General features: G+C 42.5%; 23 protein-coding genes and 1 pseudogene. 16 read left to right on the top strand and 8 right to left on the bottom strand.

Going from position 1 to position 21432, the window contains the following annotated elements; translation table 11 throughout:
* Entirely contained in the window at positions 1 to 552 is a 552-nt protein-coding gene (locus SB752_RS00790) for a TetR/AcrR family transcriptional regulator (RefSeq protein ID WP_410713855.1), read from the bottom strand.
* Positions 553 to 962: 410 nt separating this feature from the next.
* On the opposite strand from SB752_RS00790, the gene SB752_RS00785 reads away from it, so the two are divergent.
* Together SB752_RS00785 and SB752_RS00780 are read left to right on the top strand one after the other, a co-directional pair.
* Positions 963 to 1919, top strand: coding sequence for a sigma-70 family RNA polymerase sigma factor (locus tag SB752_RS00785; RefSeq protein WP_410713854.1), 957 nt, complete (start codon positions 963 to 965; stop codon positions 1917 to 1919).
* Positions 1920 to 1995: 76 nt separating this feature from the next.
* Positions 1996 to 2421 (top strand): SRPBCC family protein, encoded by a 426-nt coding sequence (locus SB752_RS00780; RefSeq protein WP_028548475.1) that lies wholly within the window; start codon positions 1996 to 1998, stop codon positions 2419 to 2421.
* A 79-nt stretch (positions 2422 to 2500) separates the two neighbouring features.
* Here the strand turns inward: SB752_RS00780 and SB752_RS00775 are convergent, their stop codons facing one another.
* Positions 2501 to 2917, bottom strand: coding sequence for a VOC family protein (locus tag SB752_RS00775; protein WP_410713853.1), 417 nt, complete (start codon positions 2915 to 2917; stop codon positions 2501 to 2503).
* 463 nt (positions 2918 to 3380) lie between these two features.
* On the opposite strand from SB752_RS00775, the gene SB752_RS00770 reads away from it, so the two are divergent.
* Positions 3381 to 3701 carry a GNAT family N-acetyltransferase gene (locus SB752_RS00770; RefSeq protein ID WP_410713852.1) on the top strand — a complete coding sequence of 107 codons (321 nt, stop codon included), beginning with the start codon at positions 3381 to 3383 and terminating at the stop codon, positions 3699 to 3701.
* A 240-nt stretch (positions 3702 to 3941) separates the two neighbouring features.
* On the opposite strand, the gene SB752_RS00765 is transcribed toward SB752_RS00770, so the two are convergent.
* Complete coding sequence (locus SB752_RS00765; RefSeq protein WP_185923328.1) at positions 3942 to 4103, bottom strand: AbrB family transcriptional regulator; 162 nt, start codon at positions 4101 to 4103, stop codon at positions 3942 to 3944.
* A 320-nt stretch (positions 4104 to 4423) separates the two neighbouring features.
* On the opposite strand from SB752_RS00765, the gene SB752_RS00760 reads away from it, so the two are divergent.
* Positions 4424 to 5881, top strand: a complete 1458-nt coding sequence (locus tag SB752_RS00760) for an alpha/beta hydrolase family protein (protein ID WP_410713851.1) — start codon at positions 4424 to 4426, stop codon at positions 5879 to 5881.
* Positions 5882 to 6200: 319 nt separating this feature from the next.
* Here SB752_RS00760 and SB752_RS00755 read toward each other — a convergent pair.
* A pseudogene (locus tag SB752_RS00755) lies at positions 6201 to 6807 on the bottom strand (transposase); the annotation flags it as partial.
* A 422-nt stretch (positions 6808 to 7229) separates the two neighbouring features.
* Here SB752_RS00755 and SB752_RS00750 point away from each other — a divergent pair.
* The 5 genes from SB752_RS00750 to SB752_RS00730 all read left to right on the top strand — a co-directional run bounded on the left by SB752_RS00750 (position 7230) and on the right by SB752_RS00730 (position 11137).
* The gene (locus SB752_RS00750; protein ID WP_410713850.1) at positions 7230 to 7694 is read left to right on the top strand and encodes a GNAT family N-acetyltransferase; all 465 of its coding nucleotides are present in this window, start codon (positions 7230 to 7232) and stop codon (positions 7692 to 7694) included.
* 69 nt (positions 7695 to 7763) lie between these two features.
* Positions 7764 to 8660, top strand: coding sequence for a DUF4652 domain-containing protein (locus tag SB752_RS00745; RefSeq protein ID WP_410713849.1), 897 nt, complete (start codon positions 7764 to 7766; stop codon positions 8658 to 8660).
* Between the two features lie 172 nt (positions 8661 to 8832).
* The gene (locus SB752_RS00740; RefSeq protein WP_410713848.1) at positions 8833 to 9384 is read left to right on the top strand and encodes a dihydrofolate reductase family protein; all 552 of its coding nucleotides are present in this window, start codon (positions 8833 to 8835) and stop codon (positions 9382 to 9384) included.
* A 248-nt stretch (positions 9385 to 9632) separates the two neighbouring features.
* Positions 9633 to 10268, top strand: coding sequence for a CatB-related O-acetyltransferase (locus SB752_RS00735; protein WP_410713847.1), 636 nt, complete (start codon positions 9633 to 9635; stop codon positions 10266 to 10268).
* A gap of 215 nt (positions 10269 to 10483) precedes the next feature.
* The gene (locus tag SB752_RS00730; RefSeq protein ID WP_410713846.1) at positions 10484 to 11137 is read left to right on the top strand and encodes a lysozyme inhibitor LprI family protein; all 654 of its coding nucleotides are present in this window, start codon (positions 10484 to 10486) and stop codon (positions 11135 to 11137) included.
* 795 nt (positions 11138 to 11932) lie between these two features.
* Here SB752_RS00730 and SB752_RS00725 read toward each other — a convergent pair.
* Positions 11933 to 13105, bottom strand: a complete 1173-nt coding sequence (locus SB752_RS00725; protein ID WP_410713845.1) for an MFS transporter — start codon at positions 13103 to 13105, stop codon at positions 11933 to 11935.
* Positions 13106 to 13272: 167 nt separating this feature from the next.
* Here SB752_RS00725 and SB752_RS00720 point away from each other — a divergent pair, with 167 nt between their 5' ends.
* The 4 genes from SB752_RS00720 (at position 13273) to SB752_RS00705 (ending at position 15557) form a co-directional block, all read left to right on the top strand.
* The gene (locus SB752_RS00720; RefSeq protein ID WP_410713844.1) at positions 13273 to 13863 is read left to right on the top strand and encodes a TetR/AcrR family transcriptional regulator; all 591 of its coding nucleotides are present in this window, start codon (positions 13273 to 13275) and stop codon (positions 13861 to 13863) included.
* A gap of 184 nt (positions 13864 to 14047) precedes the next feature.
* Entirely contained in the window at positions 14048 to 14344 is a 297-nt protein-coding gene (locus SB752_RS00715) for a hypothetical protein (protein ID WP_410713843.1), read from the top strand.
* 179 nt (positions 14345 to 14523) lie between these two features.
* Positions 14524 to 14985: a hypothetical protein gene (locus tag SB752_RS00710; RefSeq protein ID WP_410713842.1), complete on the top strand. Its 462-nt coding sequence runs from the start codon at positions 14524 to 14526 to the stop codon at positions 14983 to 14985.
* Positions 14986 to 15344: 359 nt separating this feature from the next.
* On the top strand, positions 15345 to 15557 hold the full coding sequence (locus SB752_RS00705; RefSeq protein ID WP_410713841.1) for a bacteriocin immunity protein: 213 nt from the start codon (positions 15345 to 15347) through the stop codon (positions 15555 to 15557).
* A gap of 129 nt (positions 15558 to 15686) precedes the next feature.
* Here SB752_RS00705 and SB752_RS00700 read toward each other — a convergent pair whose 3' ends face one another.
* On the bottom strand, positions 15687 to 17753 hold the full coding sequence (locus SB752_RS00700; protein WP_410713840.1) for a peptidoglycan D,D-transpeptidase FtsI family protein: 2067 nt from the start codon (positions 17751 to 17753) through the stop codon (positions 15687 to 15689).
* Between the two features lie 349 nt (positions 17754 to 18102).
* Between SB752_RS00700 and SB752_RS00695 the strand changes: the two genes are divergently transcribed.
* From SB752_RS00695 to SB752_RS00685, 3 genes are all read left to right on the top strand, one after another.
* A complete protein-coding gene (locus SB752_RS00695; protein WP_410713839.1) occupies positions 18103 to 18987 on the top strand; it encodes a cation diffusion facilitator family transporter in 885 nt (294 codons plus the stop codon).
* Complete coding sequence (gene wrbA / locus SB752_RS00690) at positions 18977 to 19624, top strand: NAD(P)H:quinone oxidoreductase (protein ID WP_410713838.1); 648 nt, start codon at positions 18977 to 18979, stop codon at positions 19622 to 19624. Before SB752_RS00695 ends, wrbA begins: the two co-directional genes overlap by 11 nt.
* 515 nt (positions 19625 to 20139) lie before the next feature.
* A complete protein-coding gene (locus tag SB752_RS00685) occupies positions 20140 to 20700 on the top strand; it encodes a dihydrofolate reductase family protein (protein WP_410713837.1) in 561 nt (186 codons plus the stop codon).
* A gap of 198 nt (positions 20701 to 20898) precedes the next feature.
* On the opposite strand, the gene SB752_RS00680 is transcribed toward SB752_RS00685, so the two are convergent.
* Together SB752_RS00680 and SB752_RS00675 are read right to left on the bottom strand one after the other, a co-directional pair.
* Positions 20899 to 21189 carry a hypothetical protein gene (locus SB752_RS00680; protein WP_410713836.1) on the bottom strand — a complete coding sequence of 97 codons (291 nt, stop codon included), beginning with the start codon at positions 21187 to 21189 and terminating at the stop codon, positions 20899 to 20901.
* 100 nt (positions 21190 to 21289) lie between these two features.
* Positions 21290 to 21382 (bottom strand): YjcZ family sporulation protein, encoded by a 93-nt coding sequence (locus tag SB752_RS00675; protein WP_213022059.1) that lies wholly within the window; start codon positions 21380 to 21382, stop codon positions 21290 to 21292.
* Between the last annotated feature and the right edge of the window lie 50 nt (positions 21383 to 21432).

Genomic DNA, 21432 nt, shown 5'->3' with positions numbered 1-21432 from the left:
TTAACGCTTAAGCATAAGCATGGACACAAGCCCATGACGCAGCTCCTCCAACAATCTGGGACGTGCACATGCCTTTGCGACGAACAGCGCTCCCTCGACGGACGTTACGATCAGCGCCGCCGTTGCCGCCGTCGGCATATTTTGGGAGAGCTCTCCTCTTTGCTTACCGAACTCAAGCAGACGCTCAACCCCGATTAATTGCCAATCGAAGAAAGCTTTGATTTTCGCGGCGACTTCTTCGGAGACGTGAGCCGTTTGTGTATACAGGGTCAGGAATGGGCAGCCCCCCAGAATATCCTGCTGCTCCTGATGATCCGCAAACAGGCGCAGCATTCGGTCCAAGCGATCCGGAATCGACAACTCGTCTTGCGACAATACAAGAGAGATTTGCCGATCATACCGATCGATTAATTGGTCGACGATGGCGATTAGAAGCTCTTCTTTGTTTTTGTAATGATAATAGATGTTGGTTTTTGACACGTTACTGACGGTGACGATGTCGTCCATGCTCGTCAACTGATACCCTCGGGTTAGGAATAGCGACGCAGCCACCTGAAGCACCGTCTCTTTGTTGGACACACGAGATTGATTATTTTTCATATTTAGTACTATACAGTACTAGAAAATGGGAGTCAAGCCTGACGTTTCTCATTCGGGTCTGAGCTGTTTGGAGAAGTAAAAGCAGTGAACTGCATTACAGAAAAAAATAGGCACTCGTAATTGAACTAACGGGCTCGATAGCTTAGCAAATACATCAGAGGCTGCTGGAGTTTATCCAGCAGCCTCGTAAGCTATTGTTCCGTATAAACCAAACTTGCCATGACCAGGCAAGTTTTATTTTTTATGTAAGAACCTTATAGGAGGAAAAATAAATCCTGCCCATTTATTCGGATTGAGGCTGTCCGCTTCATTGCATATAATGAAGGTACCACCCTTCGGGGAGATCATTAAGGGAGGCCGCAATGAACGAGACCGCATTTGACGAAACATTATTTGCAAGCTTGAAGCCGGGCTTAACCTCGTTCTGTTACCGAATGCTAGGCTCCATGGACGATGCGGACGATGCCGTTCAGGAGACGAGTATTCGGGTCTGGCAGAGCTGGAGCACGTTCAGACAGGATTCCTCGTTCAAAACTTGGGTCTATCGGATTGCCTCCAACCTGTGCTTGGATAAGCTGAGAAAATCCAAACGCCGCGCGCTTCCCGTTGACCTGTTCGACCCGGCCGTCGCCATCGTCGAGCCGCGCGACACGCTGCCGGACTCTGCCTGGATCTGGCCGTCTCCCGACTTTGGGGGCAATCCGGAGGATCGGCTCGTCCGCAGAGATACCCTTCAACTGTGCTTCATCGCTCTCCTGCAGACCTTGCCTCCGCGGCAGCGCGCGGTACTCATTTTGAAGGATGTATTTGAATGGTCCTCCAAGCAGATCGCGGAAACGTTGGCGATGTCGCCGGCAGCGGTGAACAGCGCCTTGCAAAGAGCCCGAGAGACGATGGACCGGGCGCAGCTTCGCTCGGATGAGCTCAGCAGCATGGACGTTCAACCGGAGCAGCAGCTGCTGTCCCGGTATGTGGAGGCCTTTGAGCGATTCGATATTGCTGCGCTCGTCGCGTTGTTCCACGAGGAAGGCTGCATGTCGATGCCGCCCTTCGAGATGTGGATCCGCGGCAAGGAAGATTTGTCCGCCTTCTATTCGCTTACTCGCTGGCATTGCGAAGGTTCGCGATTTGTGCCCATTACTGTGAATGGCGGTTATCCGGCGTTGGCCCAGTATATGCCGGGCAAAGAGGGCTCTGGCCTGGTACCCTGGGGCATCCACGTCATCGAAACCAAAGAAAATCAAATCCTGCACGTTCAAAACTTCATTCATACGCCATTATTTTCGCGATTTGGGCTGCCTGAGCGAATTGACCAATGAATTTCGTCATTGGCTTACGTCTATATCATTGAGAATAACTAAACGACGAATATCAAGAGAGAGGTGTCTATTTAAAATGGAAACGAGTCAACCGACGAAAGTAACCGTGCAAGCCGTCATTCAAGCCCCTGTCGAGAAGGTATGGCGCTATTGGACCGAGCCGGATCACATCACGAAGTGGAATCAAGCGTCCGAGGACTGGCATGCGCCGAGAGCCGAAAACGATCTGCGGGTCGGCGGCAAGTTTCTGACACGGATGGAAGCGAAGGATGGCAGCATGGGCTTTGATTTTGGCGGCGTCTACGATGTCGTGAATCGGCATGAGGCGATCGGCTACACCATGGAAGACGGAAGAAGAGTGGATATTGCTTTCGTCGATCAAGGGAATGAGACGAAGGTCATTGAAACGTTCGACGCGGAAAGCTCCAATCCCGTCGAGTTCCAGCAAGCAGGCTGGCAAGCGATCATGGACAATTTCAAAGCCTATACCGAACAAAACTAATCATCGCGAAGAAGACGCCGGGGAAGATGCCCGGCGTCTTTCTTTTTGAACCCTAGTACGAGCGTGCTCTCCGTTAGCCTTAACCTTGTGCCGCATCCATGTTCATGTAGTTAATGGCCCACAGATGGCCGTCCAAGTCCACGAAGCCCCAATGATACATGAACCCATGATCTTCAGGTTCAGCGTGCAATTTCCCGCCCAAGGAGACCGCGGTATTCACGATTTCATCGACCTTTTCCCGGCTCTCGAAGGCCAATGCGATCGTCATCTGCGCATACTTGCTCGTATCGACGGATTCCTTCTCCGTGAGCGTATTAAAGAATGCTTGATTGATCAGCATGACCTGTAGGTTGGCGCCGATCACGATGGCTACCGAATTCTCGTTCTCGGGGAATTGCGGGTTGAGCTCGAATCCGAGTCCGGTGAAGAACGCTTTCGATTGTTCTACGTTTTTTACAGGCAGGTTGAAGCTCGTGAATGCGGACGTTAATGCCATTTTCAAAACACCTCTTCGTCAAATTAGTTTGTGTTCATTTATGCCTTCGTTTATATAGACGACAGCCGATCCGGGAATTCATCGGTCTCATGGATTCGGAAGCGTACATTTTGAAAAATAACTTGGTATTGAGTTCGGATACCCGCCATTCCCGTAAGGTTGCTTATTCTTATTGTGCAGGTATAAAGATGATGGAATGAGGAACGGTATGGAAATTAATGATAAAACCGAAGTACGAAAGAAAAAGTTCGAAACCGTCGCCATTTCAGTATTAGGTTAAATGCCTTTTTCATGCTTACATTTCTCCTGTTCTCTACACTAATCGTACGTTTTGCTTATCTACAGTTCGTCGAGGGTCCGAGTCTCTAGGAACGCCAGACAAGCATGATCACGAAGGGCGTATCCATCCCGCCCATCCGCGGCAGATGTTCGTAGCTATGCTGCCATTTTTCAATCTTAGTTTGTGGGCAGTCCTGAGAAAGAGGTCCTCATACGGTTATTTGATCAAGCAGCGGCGAGCTTTTCTGCTCATCCACATCAACAGTGGTTTATTGGCTTTTTGGACGGTAAAGCCGTTTCTACGGGCTGCTTGATTGAAACAGATAGCAGTTATGGAATTTATGATGTAATGACAAGACAAGAATGTAGAGGAAGAGGACTCGGCAGCACCAAGTTTGGCTATCTGCTCCAGCGGGTTAAAGAGGGGGCAAAGGGAAACCTTGCGTCTTACAAGCTTCTTCAGATGGAATCAACATTTATCGGAAAGCAGGATTTCATGAAGTAGGAAAAATGGTTGTTTTTGAGTAAGGCTTGGTAGTCCATGGAAAACAGTCGAGCATGCTTTGATCGGAGCTTCAAAGCATGCTCGTTTTATTTCTTAGCAGCGAATCTCGTGCACAAAGCTTGGAGTGATATATCTGCCAGCTTACAGCCGCTTTCGCTTTGCTATATTTTTTAAACACGACCTTTAAAATGGGGGGCACGCCCAAGGAAATAAACAACGCTCGGAATAGCTGGTAGCAGATCAAGATGGAAAGTTCCGCATGTACTTCTTTTGCGATATCGCCATCTGGTCCATGCCGCCAGGGGAAAGGCTTAAAAAGGCAGAAACAAATGTAACGGGATGTAGCATGGTCAAAAGCAAGCTCAGAGCGAGAGCAGCCACAATCAATACTAGAGGGAGCATAGTTCATTGCGCTAACGGGGTCGATAGCGGTACAAACACAAACAGAGGCTGCCAGTGTTAATACTGGCAGCCTCTGCTAAACTAACGGGCATAATAGTTCAATTAAAACTGAGGTTCGCCGGGTTCCCACAAACGCTTATTCAATTTGTAGCCTCCCGGAGTTGTTATGTTTTATGTAAAGGACAGATGTCCTATGCAATTTTTAACTTATGTGGGATACTGCATGACGGGTGTCTATTTACATCACAGTAGTCAGGTTGCTTGCAGGCCAGTACATTCCAAAAGACTGTTTAAAAGCAAAATACATAGGGGGGAAAGACATGGTCTTTTTAAAAAAACTAGGACATCAGGTGTTTTTAGTACTTCTAGCTCTAATGCTTATTTTTACTGCAGACTCATCAATGGTGAATGCAAATTCTAACGAACAGAAAGTTGATTTTCATGAAGAGACCATTACTTTTGTAAGCGGGACCGGGGAATACAGGGAAACATTATATGGAACGGTACTCATTCCTAATCAAGTTGGACGAAAGGCTGGAATTGTTCTTGCGCATGGTTCTGGAGTTGGCGATCCTGGGAAGGGTGGAAATCAAACAGACATTCGTAAAGAAGCAGAGGTTTTTGCCCGAGCTGGCATTATAACATTGATTTATAACAAGAGAAGTAAAGGATATTCTAAGACAAATCGTTCCTATGAACTGTTGGCCCAAGATCTTATTGCAGGGGTGAAATTTCTCCAAACCCGATCAGATATTGACAATAAGAAAGTAGGAGTTTGGGGCTTAAGTGAAGGCGGTTGGGTTGCACCACTAGCAGCTTCACAAACAGATGATATTGCATTTGTTATCACAAGTGGTGCGCCGGGCATTTCTCCAGCCCAACAACAAACTTGGAATATGGAAAATCGGTTGCGTCATCAAGGCGTCCAATCCAAATCTGCTATTCATTCTCTTGTATACAATGTAGCAGGCGTCGTGTTTTCACTATCTGGATCAGAAGCGGCCTATAATCCTGTTCCCCCATTACAAAAAATTCAACAACCATTCTTAGCTATCTGGGGTAGCAAAGACCGACAAGTGCCACCTGCAGAAAGTGCAGAGATTTTCAAAAATGCTTTAGACAAAGCCGGTAATCGAAACTATGTTTTACAGTTTATTGAGGGTGCAGATCATTCCATTTACAACAACACAGATGACGGCTTTGTCTCCCTGAAGACACTTTATCCAGGTTATGCGGAAGCGATGACCTCATGGTTATTTCATGTAATTAATGGCCAACCGCCGGTAGCCCAAACGGTTGGACAAACCCCTTTACAAATGAGTAATAGTCTGACAGATCTTACAACCGTTCATTGGTATGATTACTATTGGTTTCAACTAGGGATATCAGTACTTTTTCTGTTGATTTTTATAGGAAGTTATTTTGTTTCCAAAAAGAATCGATTGAAAAAGATAACGAAGGCTCCTTCTTCCATTCAAAGATTGGCTGGCTGGACTGCTTTAATGGGGATGATCTCCATTCTTAGTTTCTGGATGTATCTCATTTCCCTGTGGATGAATGGAGGGAGAGATGTAGGATGGGTCATTGACGGTATTCCATTTTTATGGATTGTTATTCAGCTATTGGCTACTATTACGGCAGTATTAATCATCCTGCTCATCATCTCTTGTTTGAAAAATCAAAGGAAACAACAAACGAGTGCACGTGTAAAATGGATACTTTATGTAGGGATTCCTTTTATTGCTTGGGCAATTTACTGGCACTTATTGTTTTTTTGAATAGCATTAATTTAGCTGAAAGCTAACTTTCATGCGTAAAGCTAGGAAGGTCAAAATAGCGTCGGCTCTGCGCAATTCGATTAAAATAAAAAAGTTAAGTTAACGGGATCGTTAGCTTAATAAAACAGCAGCGAGTCTAAGACTTTTTTCAGGTCTTAGGTCGCTGCTGTTTCAATTATTCGGGTTCAGCCTATCCTGAAAATATTGTTTGAATGAACAACCGAAAAAGACAATAGGGTATCGGCCCTGAAACCATAGTAAAATGGTTAGGGCTACCGAAAGAAGTGCCTATTGAAATTGAGCTATGGATATTAGGAGGCTGTTGAATCAATCGATTGCGTTTTCGTTGCTCATAATAGGTCGGACCTAGTTCGATATAGGGCTGTTTCCGTTTGAGAATATAGTAGACCATGGACAAAATACTGTGAGCTACAGCAATGGCAGCTCGATTCGATCCCCGACGTGCCGCAATACGATGGTACTGGCTGGATAAGTACGTTTCTTTCGTTCTGACCTGGGCATAACCCTGCCCATGAGCACAAGTGAGCAGCAGAGGGAAACTGATCCATATTCACGCCAATTTCAGCTGCAATTGTTTCTGCAGTCCGTCTTGCTACGCCGGGGATCGTGTCGAGCAGAGTCAGTTCATTCTCAAAAGGGAGCATGCCCCTCTTTATTTCTTCATCCAGCCTGCCAATCTCTTCGTCCAAAGAGTCGATGTGTCGAAGTTGGGCACTAAGCATTAACTTCTGATGATTACCTACTAACCCGTTTAGAGCGCGTTTTAAAGCCTCTTTTTTGCTTTTGAGCTTCCGTTTCGCCAGTTCCGACAATTTATCGGGATTCGTCTCGCCGGAGATCAGCGCCTCAATCATTGCGCGTCCTGAATTCCCAAGCACGTTTTGACGACGGTCGAAAGTTTTAATGATTAATACCTCGTTATAATTTTTACCTCCAAATGTCGCTTGGGCTGGATCTTTAGAGTATAAAGTATTATCGAAGTCTTCTTTTTTAACCTAGGGACGATAGCATTTTAATGTATGCTTCAAGTGACGAACAACATTTTCATGAAATGGATCGGGTTCTCTCGAAACTGGGAGTAGTCATTTGAAAAAATCCTTGACTTCGTTATCTGTACGATAGGTAAATAAGTAACTAAGACGAGGCAACCGGTGATTCGATCTGCTGCCTTGCTCTGCTAATCGGGCAGGACGAAATCCTCTTTTACGTCATGTATCAATAATTGGTAAAATTGGCACATGAAATAGCAAGGGAGCAGCTAACGGGCAAGTTTCCGCAAGACATAATAAAAAATCTTGATGATATTTATAAGTCAAGGGGTGAATGCATGACACTTGTTCGTTTGGCTACGTTTGAGGATGTACCGCAACTTGTTCAAATGCGTTGGGACTTCTCAGAAGAGGAATATACGAATAACACAGTTACATTTGAGGAATTTCACCAGGTTTGTAGTGGATTCTTGGAAAAAGCGATCAAAAGCGGAGATTGGTATATTTGGATTGCAGAAGTTGATGGAAGTCTTGTCTCACATATGTATCTGCAATTAATACATAAAGTTCCAAGGCCAGGGAAATCCCCAGATCCATATTACGGCTATGTTACCAATGTTTACACTCGCCCTGCTTTTAGAAACCAAGGTATCGGATCAAAAATTCATAGTGCAATGGAAAAATGGTCAAAAGAGAATGAAGTCGAGTTTCTTATACTTTGGCCAAGTAGCGATAGCGTACAGTTTTATTCAAGAAATGGCTTTTCTCGATGTGAAGAAGCCATGGAAAAGCACTGGGATTGAGCAGGTATTTGATTACCGCATTTGAATTTTAATTTGTTTTTAAGTAAATATGTTTAAGGATGTGAAGAGATGAAAAAAAATATGTTTATGCTACTCCTTACTCTTATACTTTCGGGTTGTCTTGGAATGGAAAATGGAGAAACAGAAGCATCGATTGACGAAGTAGAGGCAATCACAATTGATAAAGGGACTATAACAATTGGCAAAACTGAAAATGAACTGATATTGAATGAAGAAGGATATGAAGCAATACCTCTGTTAGAATATGCTAAACAACGACCGTCTATTGTAGCAAGCCCTAACGAAACCGCTACTATTCATATTGACAATGATCCAAACGTTTCGGTTTATCTTTGGGATAAGAATGTACCACTAAAATTAAATAGTTTCTCAATCCCATATGAAACGGGGCTTTATGTTTACAATATCGAAGCCAAATGGCCAACTAAAAAAGCAAATTTTATTGCTGTAATTGAAGTTCCGTATGAATTTAAGCGAGTTCAACGAGAAAAGGAACCTGATGATCCAAATGCATGGATTTCGTCGCCGAATGGTGAAAAACAAGTGATGATTGAAGGGCTTGGAGAATTTGAAGCGAATGGAACAATTGTATTGAAAGAGCTTGCCAGTAATACAATCGAGAATATCGATTTTAATCATGGTTTTCAATGGACAGCTAAGGAAATTGCATGGTATGACAATGATTCGGTTTTAACGACGATTGGGTTTGTGCATGGTACGGTAACTCGTGGAGGTAATCTCTATCACCTAAATTTAACAACACTTGAGCTCACTCCGATTCTGGAACTCCCTGTTAAGGAAGAAGTAGCTGATTTTTCAATAGAAGGTAATCTACTAACATGTGAAGTACACGTTTATGAAGATGACGACATGATCAAAGGGTATATGGAAACTCGAACTTTAGAACGATCAACTATAGAAGAAAAATTAAAGAGAAAAAATTGAAGAGTTAGTTTAGACAGAAAAAAAGGGTTTTGCTTTAAGTAAGTGTTTTTTAATTTACCAACCTCCGTTTTACTAAAGTTGTATTCGGTCTGGCCCGGACTGTGCACACTAGCAATCCTTGAGAAACCGGGCTGCTTTTGGATGATAAAATGTAGACATAAGGAGGCTGCATATGGGACGTGTAATCCTGATGATGAATGTGACACTGGACGGTTGCTGTGACCACACGCAGGTGATTGCGGATGAGGAGCTCCACCAGTATACGGTGGACCTGATGGACCAGTCCGATGGCCTGCTTTTCGGACGTGAAATCTACCAGCTGATGGAAAGTGCTTGGCCAGCCATTGCCAGCAGCGGCGACGGACCTCAATTCTTGGTCGACTTCGCACGCAAGCTCGATCAGAAACCCAAGTACGTCTTCTCGCGGACGCTGAATCACGTGTCGTGGCAGAACTCTTTCTTGTTGAAGGGGCCTGTTTCCGAGGAGGTGCCACAGCTTACGGCAGAAGGGAAGAACCTAGTCGTTAACGGCGGTCCCGGCCTCGGTTCCACCCTGGCACAACTAGGCTTGGTGGATGAGTATCACTTCCTGGTACAGCCAATCGTTGCCGGACATGGCCCCCAATTATTGGGGGGAGTTCGTGATCGACTGAATCTGAAGCTGACCGAGACCAAACCCTTCGGCTCCGGCGTCGTGGTGCTCCGCTATACGCCCGTTCGTTAACTGCTTGGCTGATCACCAAGGCTTTTGCGCTGGAGGTATGGCTAACGGGGAACATTAGTTCAACAAGACAGCGGCAGTCTATGACTCTATTTTCTCATTCAGGGCTGCCGCCGTTTGAAATATTGGGGTATCCGAAACGTCCCTCTAAAGTTTTAGACTGGGGGCCATTAAACTAACGGGGAGTTTTGTGAAATGGAGTATAGTATAATGTGAAAATAAGGTAAAGGGTTTTGCGAAAGGTTGGGAAAATGATGGGTCCAGATATAAATAGTGTTTTTCCGATGAAAAATATCAGAAGCCTTTGTTTTTTAAAAAATGTAGTGATTAATCCAAATATTGAAGTTGGGGATTATACCTATTACGACGACTTGAATAACCCTTTAGGTTTTGAGAAAAACGTCCTTTATCATTTTGACTTTATAGGAGATAAACTGAAAATCGGAAAGTTTTGTGCTATTGCATCTACCGCTAAATTTATTATGAATGGTGCGAATCATAATACAAATTCATTTACAACTTTTCCTTTTGGGGCATTTGGTGGAGATTGGGAAGTCGGATTAAAGAATTTAAGTGGTGGATTCAAAGGTGATACAGTTATAGGAAACGATGTTTGGATAGGTTATAATGCTACAATTATGCCAGGTATTCATATAGGTGATGGTGCCATAATTGCAACAAATGCTGTAGTAACCAAAGATGTTCCGTCTTATTCTATTGTAGGAGGGAACCCTGCAAAATTAATACGTTATAGATTTGACGAGGAAACGATTGATATTCTCAATACTTTGAAGTGGTGGGAATGGGATATTGAAAAAATAACTGAATTTATTCCAGTTTTGACAAGCAATAATACGGAATCGTTAAAGGAACTTCTCAACACATAATAAAAAATGTATTAAACTTACGGGTACGATAGTTCAAAAATAAAAAGACGGCAGCCGCTAGACGATCGGCTGTCGTTTTCCGTTGAAGTAACTGGCAGGATGGTTCAAAAGTTTTCGCGAATACCCTACATATGGGATTATTTACAAAGTTCGTGAATAAGACGTTATGCGCCATTACCGGTAAATATTAAAGATAATATTTAAGGAGATAATTTATGAAAGGTAAGATACTGTTACTATTTTTTATTACGATAATGTTTTCATCTTGTCAAAATATTAGTCAATCGACTACTTTGAACGGCGAAACTAAATCAATAATGAATTCTGAACTGCCTCCTGATGTAGTGAGTACAGGTAATGGAACAGAATCGAAAGAAAAAACTGAAGGTCGATCAGATCCTTCTAACAATGAAGTGTTGTCCATGAACATTGGGAACTATGAATTGAAAGGAGAATTTTATGATGAAATGCTTCGAAATCCTATAGATCATGATTATGAAGTGGAATTTAATGAATTTCAAAATTCCAAAGAGATTATTACAACATTGGCATGGGGGGCATTGGAAAGCAAATATACAGAGATTTGGGATAAAGAGTTGAATCAAATATATACAAAGCTTCTTTCTAAGTTGGATAGAGAATCAAGAGAAGCACTAATTGAATCGCAGAAAGAATGGTTACAGTATCACTTAAGGGAAACAAAATTTGTAGAGAAGACATTTATTGATAATCGTTACCTTGGATCACAAGGATCGGTAAGCCTAGGCAGGGTTATACGGGAGAGAATTAGGGAAAGAACAATGCAATTATTTGAATACCGATATTTGCTAGATCGTGAAGTTGAGTTTTTATACCAAAGTAAAAAATAGAGTTGGAATCTTGATCAAAGGTTTTTAGGTGATGCTTCGAAGACTGTAACGGCGCATAACACTGTATTCACGCTGCGGGGCTACCACCCCTTGGTTGTCAGATGTATAATCTAGGAAGAAGCTCAGACAACAAACGGCCCAGCCTAAGATAAGAGCTATCTAGGGCTGGGCGTTTTCGTGAATACAAGAAGGTTGGTGTCGAATATCTGGAAGTCCTTAACGATATGGTTTATTTTATTTACTTTTGTTTTTTCTCTCCCGAACAGAGGTTCTGACCCTAAAAGATGATCTTGGTTCCTGTGGCATTCAATTTAAAGAGGGATCAACTTATATTGTTTATGCTAACTATGGAACCGACAATGAACAAACTAAGGAATATCTAAAAGCCAGTTATTGTTTGGGAACGACTAACATATATACAGCAATCGATGATCTTTACGAATTAAAAGCGTGGGAATCATTATCAAAATTAATATCTACGGTCATCTTGATAGTCTCTGTAATTCTATTGATAATTGTTGGTGTTAAACAGAGGAGTAAAAAAAGAAAACTGGTGTAGATCGAAACGTGTTATTGCACTAACGGGATCGATAATTGAACAACAACAGCGGCAGTCTAAGACTTTATTTATCAAGTCTTGTTCTGTCGCTGCTTTATTTATTGGACCCAGTCTAAAACTTATTTTTAAGAAGCTGATGATTTTTTAATTCAAAAACGTTGTTAACTCAACGACTCAAGTCTAAAACTTTATTTTCACAGAACACCTTTATCAAATATTACATGGTTAGCATACCCTTAATCCGCTGATTGAACCACCGAATGCCGTGATGCCATACTAGACAATACAAACACGGCAATGATGGCGATGAGTACGCCGAGTACCCCGAACCAGGTAATGGATGCCAAAGAAATACGGTTAACGATCAGCCCGCCGATTCCTGCACCGACAGCCATGGCTAGCTGCATCATGGAACTGTTCAAGCTCAGCATGACGCCCGAGGATTCAGGAACAAGCGAAACCAGGTTAAATTGCTGCGCGGGAGCGGATGACCAAGCGGAAAAAGACCAGAGGATCAAAATGGCGAATACAGCAATGACCGACTGTCCGACTAAGGATAGCAAAATTAACGAAATGACGTGAAGCACCATCCCTGATACGAGCGTGTATTTGATGCCCCGTTTATCCGCACTGTAGCCGCCGACTTTCGAGCCAATCAAACTAGCAACGCCGAACACGAACAGAGCTGCGCTAATCAATGATTCATTTAAATGAGTCACCTCTAGCAGAAAAGGGGATAAGTAAGTATAGGCGAGGGAATATCCTCCCAACCAGAAAAAAGTAATCGCTAAAGCAACCAAAACCTGAGGTTTTTTTAACAAAGCAAATTGTTTGATCAAAGGGACAGGCTTGTCGCCCTGCATGCGTGGTATAACCGCAGCAATGACAAGCATGGCCAAGCCCCCGACAATTGCGATAGCCAGAAATACCGCTTTCCAGCCAAAAGCCGAGGCTACCATTCTGCCGAGCGGGACGCCGATGATGAGCGATGCGGTAATGCCCATAGTCACGTTGGCGATGGCGCTGGCCTGCTTACCTAGCGGAGCGATTTTGGCAGCGATGCTGAGCGCGTTAACTGTGACCACCCCGGCGCCTAACGCCGTAACGATTCTAGCGGCAATGAAGAAACCGAAGCCGGACAATATAAATGTGAGCAGATTTGCGGCAATAAAGAGGCCCAGCGAATAAAGTAGGAGCTTACGCCGGTCCATCTTGGCCGTCAGTGCCATCAAAATAGGCGTGCCGACCGCATAGGCCAGGGAATAAACCGTAATGAGCTGGCCTGCTGCCGCAACGCTTGTTCCCAACGTCCCTGCGATTCGGTCTAATATCCCGGAAATGATGTAATTGGATGTTCCAACTAAAAAGCTGATCAAGGCTAGAACGTATACTTTCCATGTGCTCTTCATAATTCACTCTCCTGTTTTGTTTCAATACAACATTAGTTGCTTGAACAACACGTGTTGTATTTGTATGCTATAATAACAACCGAATGGTACGCAATCATCAATAACCATAAACCGTTGTATAGACAACATCATTTCTATAATGTCGTTTTACTGGGGAGATCTTAACCATGACAATTAAAAAGAATGAAGCTGACCCTCGCGTGATACGTACACGGCGACTCCTTCAAGACGCTTTTGCTTCATTAATTCAAGAAAAAGACTTTGAATCGATAACCGTTAGGGATATTGCAGAGAGGGCTACTGTTAACAGGGCGACTTTTTATGCGCACTTTGTAGATAAATTTGAAATTCTTGAGGCCAGACTAATGGAATCATTTTTGACAATCATTAATCGTAGAATAAGCGGTCACGAAGTATTAAATGAAGAAACAATTCAGAGTATTTTTCTGGGGGTATGCGAATTTCACGAGGGTCTAAGCACTATGTGCAAAAGAAGAAATACATCGCTTGTACCTGTATTCGAAATTCAAATAAAGGAAAAAATTCAAACGATACTTCTTTCCTTTATAAACAAAGACAAGATGCTAGCGACTCCAAACGCGCAATTCTTAATAAATACTGCTTCTATCATGTTAAGTTGGGGGATTTATGGGGCGGCTTACGTTTGGAACAATGAGGGGCGTCGAATAAGTGCGGAATCATTCGTTAAACAGACTATGCCCTTAGTGATGAACGGAGCCAAAGAACTGCTGGAATAGGACCTGTCGCTATTGCTCTGCCCTGGCCCAAATCTCATGATCATCCTTCCCGGTATCGTTAGTGGAATACCCAGAGAGTAGGATGCTACCGCAGCTGCTCCTTGTTTTATTGAAATAACGGGCAAGATATTTTAAGAAATATGGTATCCGATACTGTAAAACGAACCCGATTAGGAGGATGGTAATGAGATTTTTTGAACAACGTCTAGAAAATAGTATTCTTTCTTCTAAAGAACTGTTAACTAGTAATGATCTCGAGGAAGTCATGCATTTTTATAAGCATGCTGAATATGAAATGGCGTTTGAAGGATTTCTAATTGAGCCTATTAGTGTTCGTCGATACCCGTCTAATTTTGATTATTTGGAATGGAAAGAACTTGGGGAGTACTATCAACTAGATAAAGACGCCGTATTTGATGAATTTATTTGGGAGAAATTCATGCAATGGGGCAAATCATACTCTGTTCAAGATGAGTGCTAACTAAGAACTAACGGGTACGATAGCTTACCAAAACAACAGAGGCTTCTGGAGGTGATCCGAAGCCTTGTTAAGCTAATGGGCAGGATAATTCAATAAGACATTGTTAGTTACTGGCACTATATGTTGGAATACTATGGTATACATTATGTATCGATACTATCTGATGGGGTGGGGATGGAATGGATAAAATCAAGCTAGCCCAAATAAATGGTTTTCTGCAAGCTTTCGCCCTATTAAATCTCCATACAAATCATGAATATACATTTGAATGGATTGAACTGGAGTATCATGATGATATTCTTAATGCTTTTAAATATAACTTTAATCTAGAGGGTGATAAAAACTTAGGTGAAGTAAGATTGATACCACTTGACGACTGGAAAGCAAAATTAGAGAAAACATGTTATGAATGGTTCTTTGAAATTGGGTATCCTTATCACCAATTTGATTCATCCGTAAAGTTTGAGCCAAAGCATTGCATAAACGGTTTTATTACTTTATTATCAGATTTTTTTGAGGGGCACCTAACGGTATATAAAGTGGAATGTCAGCCTAATTTCTGGTATGAAGGTATTTGGGATGATTATATTTTTTATTCTAATAAGAAATTGTTGCTTTTACATTTTGGAGTTTCTGATTGACGGGACGAGCATAGCCTAGCAAAAAAATGAAAGATATTCTGTTCTAATGATTGAAAATAATTCAGATATTGGGTGGTTATCTGAACCTACTTTTCAAAGATGCCGTTCTTCCGCAGTTACAAGTCCTGCTGGGCGATAAGCTCGAAATCATCAAATAGCACGTCCTCATACGTCTACTCGATAGTAAGAACTACGAATAACTTATATCGGTAGCCATTTTTTATCGTTCCACTAACGGGGTTCGATAGCTCAATAAACCAGGCCAGCCTAACACTTTATTTTTTGTGTTTTGACAGGCCTTTTTGTATGGAAGGATTGAATGTGTTTGGCAAAATAAAAGTACACACTGGGGGCACAAAATGAAGCAGTTAAGTAAAGAGGACTTAATTGAACTAGTAGGAAAAATTATGAACGTTGAAGGCTCTGAGGAAGAATTTGATCGTATGATTGAAATTCTTAAACAAAGCGTCCCACATCCGGAAGTTAGTGACCTTATATTCTGGAATGAAAATGATCTGACACCGGAACAGGTGGTTGAACAGGCACTGAGTTATAAGCCAATTCAATTATAAACAAGGTTTTTGAGCAAATCGTTACGCTATCGGATTCGATCGTTTAGTAAAAAGAGGTATTCAGGAACGTGTTTCTTGTTCCTAAATACCTCTTTGATTTTCTAAGTAGATTTCAAAGTACATTTTGTTTCACTTGTTAGTTATTACTGGCGTCCCTAATCCGACATGCTGATCGTAAATGTCATAAACAGCCCTAGCAATATTGGCAGCCGATCGGCCACCATAGCCACCTTCAGGAACGACAACGGCGACAGCCAACTTCGGATTCTCCAAAGGTGCGAATGAAATCAGCACGCCATTTGTGATGCGGGCATACCTTGACCATTTTTCCTTCGTTTTCCCCGTCATTTTGTCAACGTAAGTGGTCGGAGTATAAATATCTTGCTCCGAGGTCCCTGTTTTAGCTGCGATTTTGTACGGAAATCCTGCAAATGCGTTAATGGCTGTTCCACCTGGCTGTGTTACTAGATACATTCCGTTATGGACGATATTCCAATAAAGGTCCGGAAGATCAATCGTATTCATTACCTTGGGAGTATAGGCTTGTACCACATTTCCTTTGCTGTCCTTAATTTGTTCCACGATTTGCGGTTGTATCCTTACGCCTTTGTTCGCTAAAGTGGCTGCATATTGAGCAAGCTGTATCGTAGTTAAACGGACTTGCTGGCCGAAAGATGACTGGACCATAGCAGCAAGTGGGCCATAATCTTTATTCATCACAAGGTAGTCTTCCTTGCCTTTATTCTCACCTGGCAAATCTATACCTGTTTGGACGCCTAAGCCAAACGCGTGGTAGTAGTTTTGCATGATATTTACTGCTTCTTTGCCGTATTTGCTTGACATTAATTCCCCAATTCGTGCCATGTAGGTGTTAGAGGACTTTTGCAAAGCCTTTTGTGGAGTGAGTACTCCATAGTTGTGATGCTGGTCGTTATTGATAGTGTCAGTTCCCCGACCGTAGTGGTAGGCTCCAGGATCATTCCAACTATCATATGGGCTAATGACATTCTCAGCCATGCCCATAAGCACTGTAATGGGCTTTACGACAGATCCTGCCGGTACGATCGATTGAGGATGTTTGTAATTCTCTGCTTCGGCTTCTTTCCCTGTCTTCGGTCTAACATCATAAGGGGCTTCTTTTATCGTGCCGTTTGTTACTGAGTATTTGATTTGATCATAGGTGTCGCTATCAAGACCTTTCGACCATACATTTGGATCGTATTCTGGATAGCTGACCATCGCTACAATTTTCCCTGTTTTCACTTCCATTGCAACGACATAAGCGCCTTTTGCATGTGATGCCTTGTCTACCTTTTGCCTCAAACTTGGCATGAAATTCTTGATGAAATCGCGAATCTCCAGTTGGACATCTTCATCGATAGTGAGGTACAGATCGTTTCCTTTTGTAGGGGCCTTCTCTTCTACCATTTTAATGATGGTCTGGTCAGACGTAACTTCATATTTTTGGTATCCGTTCTCTCCCCGTAACTGTTCTTCATAACTTCTCTCTACGCCGTCAAGTCCAACCATTTGATTCGGCAGGTAGTGGTCCTTCTGTTGAAGATAAAAATCAGAACCCAGATTCTCCGCCACATGATAGGGGCGAACATAGCCGATGGCTTGAACAGCGACTTCTTTTGGATCATAGACGCGTATAGGTTTTGTTATGACAGAAACTCCAGGCAAATCACTCAAATGCTCCTCTAGATAGGCAATTTCCTTTTGAGACAGATCATATTTGAGATCCTTTTCAGTTAACTTTGGAGAAAGACGCATCGTTCTTTCCATTTTCCCGTTCTTCAGCTCATAACCAACATCCATTTTTTTTAACAAAGAGGCTTTAGTAGTTCCTGCTAGTGCCTTTTCCAATTTCGTTGCCAGATTTAAATAATCGTTACCCGTCATGTCTTCGAGCTCATGAAAGACGGCTGTGAAGGAAGCACGGTTGTTCACGATCATTTTTCCGTTCTTGTCGTAGATATTTCCACGAATAGCAGTGATGGGTGTCTCTTTGTAATTTTGTTTACTGGCCAATTTTACATAGTTTTGTCCATCAGCAATTTGAATGTGTGCTAGGCGAAGGACCATGGCCGAAAATATCAGGAAGACGAGTATAAATATGATGTTCAAACGTTTCACGTTCTTAGGTTGCTGCTGTTCCTCTGCTTGATTCGTGACAACGATCTTCTTCCTCATTAACGCCGTTTCTCCTTTTTCTCGATCTCATCCTATAGTTCATTCTCTTTTGAGTGATGCATCGAACACAACCGCTATTTACTGTATACAACATTACGTTTTATTGAAATAGTTATTCGTATATTCTTATGCTTACATTTTTATCCAGTGATTCTTCCGATTTCACGAATATTGTTCAAACCTTGTCGGGGTTGAAAAAGATTCTTTTATAAATTTTTGGGGCGATCCAACTTATTTTCGTTTCTGCTACATGCATGAATAAAGTAAACACTGTTTCTCTAGACTCACTCAAATTTCATCCAGTACAATATGTCAGCGTGTTGTTTCGTAAGTGGGGAGGATAGGTAATATGCAATTCTCATCATCATTGCTCGCATTATGGATTAGTTTAATAAGTAATGTGGTATTGACTGTGATAAAGGTTGTTGTTGGATTTTTATTCAATAGTCAAGTCCTCATTGCTGATGGTATTCATAATGCTGGCGATGTGATTGCTACATTTGCTGCTTTGACATCGTCTATGGTTTCCAAAAAGCCGGCGGATAAAGACCATCCTTATGGTCACGGTAAAGCAGAGGTTATCGCTTCTGGTATTGTGGCGATTATATTAGCCTTAGCCGCATTATTCATGGTCTATAAGTCGATAGAAGCCTTATTCGAACCAGCAGTGGAAGCTAGTATCATAGCATTGGTAGCTGCAATTATATCTTTAATATGGAAGCAAGGCCTGTACGTCTATTGTATAAGGCTTGGTAGAGAACAAAATAGTAAAAGCCTGATAGCAACCGCAAACGATCACTTAGCGGATGTGTACGCTTCCATTGCTGCTGTAGTAGGGATTGGAGTAGCGTTAATTGGGGATCGCTACGATTTACTATATACCCAATACGGAGATCCTTTAGCCGGAGTGATCGTTTCCTATTTCGTTATGAAGTTGGCCTATGAAATGGGGGAGGAGTCGATTGGAGTATTAATGGAGAAAAGCTTACCTGCTGAGAAGTTGAATCAGCTTGAGAACATTGTCCGTGCAATTCCACAAGTAAAAAGAATTGACCGAATTCGAGCAAGAGAACATGGGCATTATGTGATCGTGGACGTAAGAGTTAGCATTTCAAATGATTTAACGATTAAGGAGGGACACGATATAAGCAGAATCATAAAGGGCTCTATTATGAGTGAAATGAAAGAGGTTGAAGAGGTATTGATTCATTTAAATCCTTGGTATGAATCGTAAATTGTGGGTAGTGTTCGAAAGTCCTGTCAAGCTTGCAATTGTGTATTACAGCTCCACCGGAACTAACTATCAATTAGCTCAATGGGCTGCGGAAGGGGCAAAGGAAGCAGGCGCGGAAGTGAAAATCTTTAAGGTGCAAGAATTGGCATCTCAAGCAGTGATTGATAAGAATCTAGCTTGGAAAGCCCATGTGGAAGTCACAAACGATATTCCGGTTATTACACCGGATGACATCGTTGAAGCTGATGCTATTATTTTCAGTACGCCTACACGTTTCGGAAACATTGCCGCCCAAATGAAACAATTTTTAGATACAACAGGTGGAATCTGGTTCCATGGAAAGACGGTTAATAAAGTGGTAAGTGCAATGACCTCTGCTCAAAACGCTCACGGTGGTCAAGAAGCGACTATCCTTAACTTATACACCTCCATGTATCACTGGGGGGCAATCGTGGTTGCTCCAGGATATACTGATGCTTCCTTGTTTGCTGCCGGAGGGAATCCTTATGGTAGAAGTGTATCTGTTGATCAAAACAATCAAATTGTTGGAGATAAGGAAGCTTATCAAAATGCCGTTAAACATCAAGCCAAGCGTGTGGTTACGGTAGCTGAATGGGTTAAAAAAGGAAGGCAATAAATTTCTATACATTGTTGGAAAACCACAGCTTTTACTGTGGTCCGGCTTTCGCTTTCGTCTGCTCGGTCCGTCGGTTACAGAAACCTTTCATATCGACACGATCATGTATATATTTCTTTTTTATTTGCTTTATAGCGGGATATGGACGGAAATTATCCTACGGTTATTAGCAAGATTAAGAATGTATATTCGTTGATTGTAAGACAAAGGTGGTGGATGGCAGGTGGCATTCAAAGACCCTACTCATTATTCTACTTTCGCGTGTGAGCTCCGGTAAATGCGGTATCACCAAATTGTTAGGTTTATCTAGTTTGGACGTGCCTCGTAATTGACGCCGGGGCAAGAAAGCCTGAGATAATCGGGCCTTTTTTTGTTATCACTGGATTATAGCCGATAAACTAGTGGACAGAATAATTATAATATTGTGTTAATATAAAAATGGACATTTCTTTGTTCAACTTCAGAAGGGGCAGGCTTTGATTACGTTGGAAACCGGAAATTGGAGGGAGTTTGAAATGGCTAAACTGATCTACCCTATTAACGTATCTTTGGACGGTTACATGGAGGACGAGCGCGGCAATATTGAGTGGTCGATCTCCGATGACGAGGTGTTTGCGTTCTGGACTGACTTCCAGCGGCCGATTGGCACCTACCTATACGGGCGTGGAATGTACGAGTCGATGGTGTACTGGGAGACGGCGAGCGCCAAAAAAGGCGATCATCCGGAGGTAATGCGGGAATTCGCGCAGATCTGGCGAGATGCTGAAAAGATCGTGTATTCCCGGACGCTTCAGGCTTCAAGCGCCAGGACTAGGATCGAACGCGAATTCGATCCTGATGCGATTCTGAGGCTGAAAGAGTCTTCAGAAGCCGATATTACGATTGGCGGCCCCGAGCTTGCTGGGCAGGCGATGAGAGCGGGACTGGTCGACGAGTGTCATCTGCTTGTTAATCCGATCGTCTTGGGGGGAGGCAAGCGAGCATTGCCGGACAACTTCCGCATGCGGCTCGAGCTGCTCGGTGAACGCTGCTTCCGAAGCGGCGTTGTTCATCTTCACTACCGCGTGATCGTCTGACCGCGACGCTAGAGTGAAATTCAGGAGATACGCTTTGCTTTTTAATAATGATGAAAACCCGTCTCCTATTAAAACAGGGACGGGTTAGCTATTTCAAGCAATAGATATTTGAGTGGCCTACTTGAATAATAGTGATGCTTATTAAGAGGTTTAATTTGCTCAATCGTCTCTGATCATGAAAGGTAATCATTTAGCCTATTAATTAATTTTAGATGGTGGAGTAAGCCCGTCAGGACCTTGAAATCTTCTCAAAACCTCATTTGCTATCCGTATACCGTTTACGATTGCATCAAAATCAATGTTTATGTTAGGGAGCGACAAAAGCGACTTTTTCTTTGGTCTATCTTGTGTTTTTGTCCATTCTTGATAATACTGGTCCAACTTTACAGGATTTTTTTGCAACCTTTTCATTGAGATCTTTTTTAACTTGAGCCAATCCAAAAATTCAGGTGTATAACGGTTACTTTTTTTTATTGATTGTTTACCCAAATTTTCAACCTCACCTCGATTCGTAAAGGAATAATGCAAAGGGAGAAAATCTACGTAATCTCCCTTTGCATTATTTTTCTCCTCGCAAACTCTTTATTAATTAATCACAATCACATCCAACAATTACCAATAAAATGAAAAGCACTAGGATCAGAGCAAAGTCATCAAAGCCATTAAAGATACCCAATTCCACTCCCCCCTTTCCATAGTCTTACAATATGTGCTTTACTCATTTTTGCCTGT

It is taken from the genome of Brevibacillus sp. SIMBA_040, assembly GCF_046535075.1.
GTDB lineage: Bacteria > Bacillota > Bacilli > Brevibacillales > Brevibacillaceae > Brevibacillus.
This window is presented reverse-complemented; position numbering and strand designations above follow the sequence as displayed.

What these genes read in the sequence shown, in the direction of transcription:
- SB752_RS00785 (WP_410713854.1), top strand. Translation starts at nt 963, where the DNA reads ATGAACGAGACCGCATTTGACGAAACATTATTTGCAAGCTTGAAGCCG.
- SB752_RS00780 (WP_028548475.1), top strand. Translation starts at nt 1,996, where the DNA reads ATGGAAACGAGTCAACCGACGAAAGTAACCGTGCAAGCCGTCATTCAA.
- SB752_RS00775 (WP_410713853.1), bottom strand. Translation starts at nt 2,917, where the DNA reads ATGGCATTAACGTCCGCATTCACGAGCTTCAACCTGCCTGTAAAAAAC.
- SB752_RS00765 (WP_185923328.1), bottom strand. Translation starts at nt 4,103, where the DNA reads ATGCTCCCTCTAGTATTGATTGTGGCTGCTCTCGCTCTGAGCTTGCTT.
- SB752_RS00760 (WP_410713851.1), top strand. Translation starts at nt 4,424, where the DNA reads ATGGTCTTTTTAAAAAAACTAGGACATCAGGTGTTTTTAGTACTTCTA.
- SB752_RS00750 (WP_410713850.1), top strand. Translation starts at nt 7,230, where the DNA reads ATGACACTTGTTCGTTTGGCTACGTTTGAGGATGTACCGCAACTTGTT.
- SB752_RS00745 (WP_410713849.1), top strand. Translation starts at nt 7,764, where the DNA reads ATGAAAAAAAATATGTTTATGCTACTCCTTACTCTTATACTTTCGGGT.
- SB752_RS00740 (WP_410713848.1), top strand. Translation starts at nt 8,833, where the DNA reads ATGGGACGTGTAATCCTGATGATGAATGTGACACTGGACGGTTGCTGT.
- SB752_RS00735 (WP_410713847.1), top strand. Translation starts at nt 9,633, where the DNA reads ATGATGGGTCCAGATATAAATAGTGTTTTTCCGATGAAAAATATCAGA.
- SB752_RS00730 (WP_410713846.1), top strand. Translation starts at nt 10,484, where the DNA reads ATGAAAGGTAAGATACTGTTACTATTTTTTATTACGATAATGTTTTCA.
- SB752_RS00725 (WP_410713845.1), bottom strand. Translation starts at nt 13,105, where the DNA reads ATGAAGAGCACATGGAAAGTATACGTTCTAGCCTTGATCAGCTTTTTA.
- SB752_RS00720 (WP_410713844.1), top strand. Translation starts at nt 13,273, where the DNA reads ATGACAATTAAAAAGAATGAAGCTGACCCTCGCGTGATACGTACACGG.
- SB752_RS00715 (WP_410713843.1), top strand. Translation starts at nt 14,048, where the DNA reads ATGAGATTTTTTGAACAACGTCTAGAAAATAGTATTCTTTCTTCTAAA.
- SB752_RS00710 (WP_410713842.1), top strand. Translation starts at nt 14,524, where the DNA reads ATGGATAAAATCAAGCTAGCCCAAATAAATGGTTTTCTGCAAGCTTTC.
- SB752_RS00705 (WP_410713841.1), top strand. Translation starts at nt 15,345, where the DNA reads ATGAAGCAGTTAAGTAAAGAGGACTTAATTGAACTAGTAGGAAAAATT.
- SB752_RS00700 (WP_410713840.1), bottom strand. Translation starts at nt 17,753, where the DNA reads ATGAGGAAGAAGATCGTTGTCACGAATCAAGCAGAGGAACAGCAGCAA.
- SB752_RS00695 (WP_410713839.1), top strand. Translation starts at nt 18,103, where the DNA reads ATGCAATTCTCATCATCATTGCTCGCATTATGGATTAGTTTAATAAGT.
- wrbA (WP_410713838.1), top strand. Translation starts at nt 18,977, where the DNA reads ATGAATCGTAAATTGTGGGTAGTGTTCGAAAGTCCTGTCAAGCTTGCA.
- SB752_RS00685 (WP_410713837.1), top strand. Translation starts at nt 20,140, where the DNA reads ATGGCTAAACTGATCTACCCTATTAACGTATCTTTGGACGGTTACATG.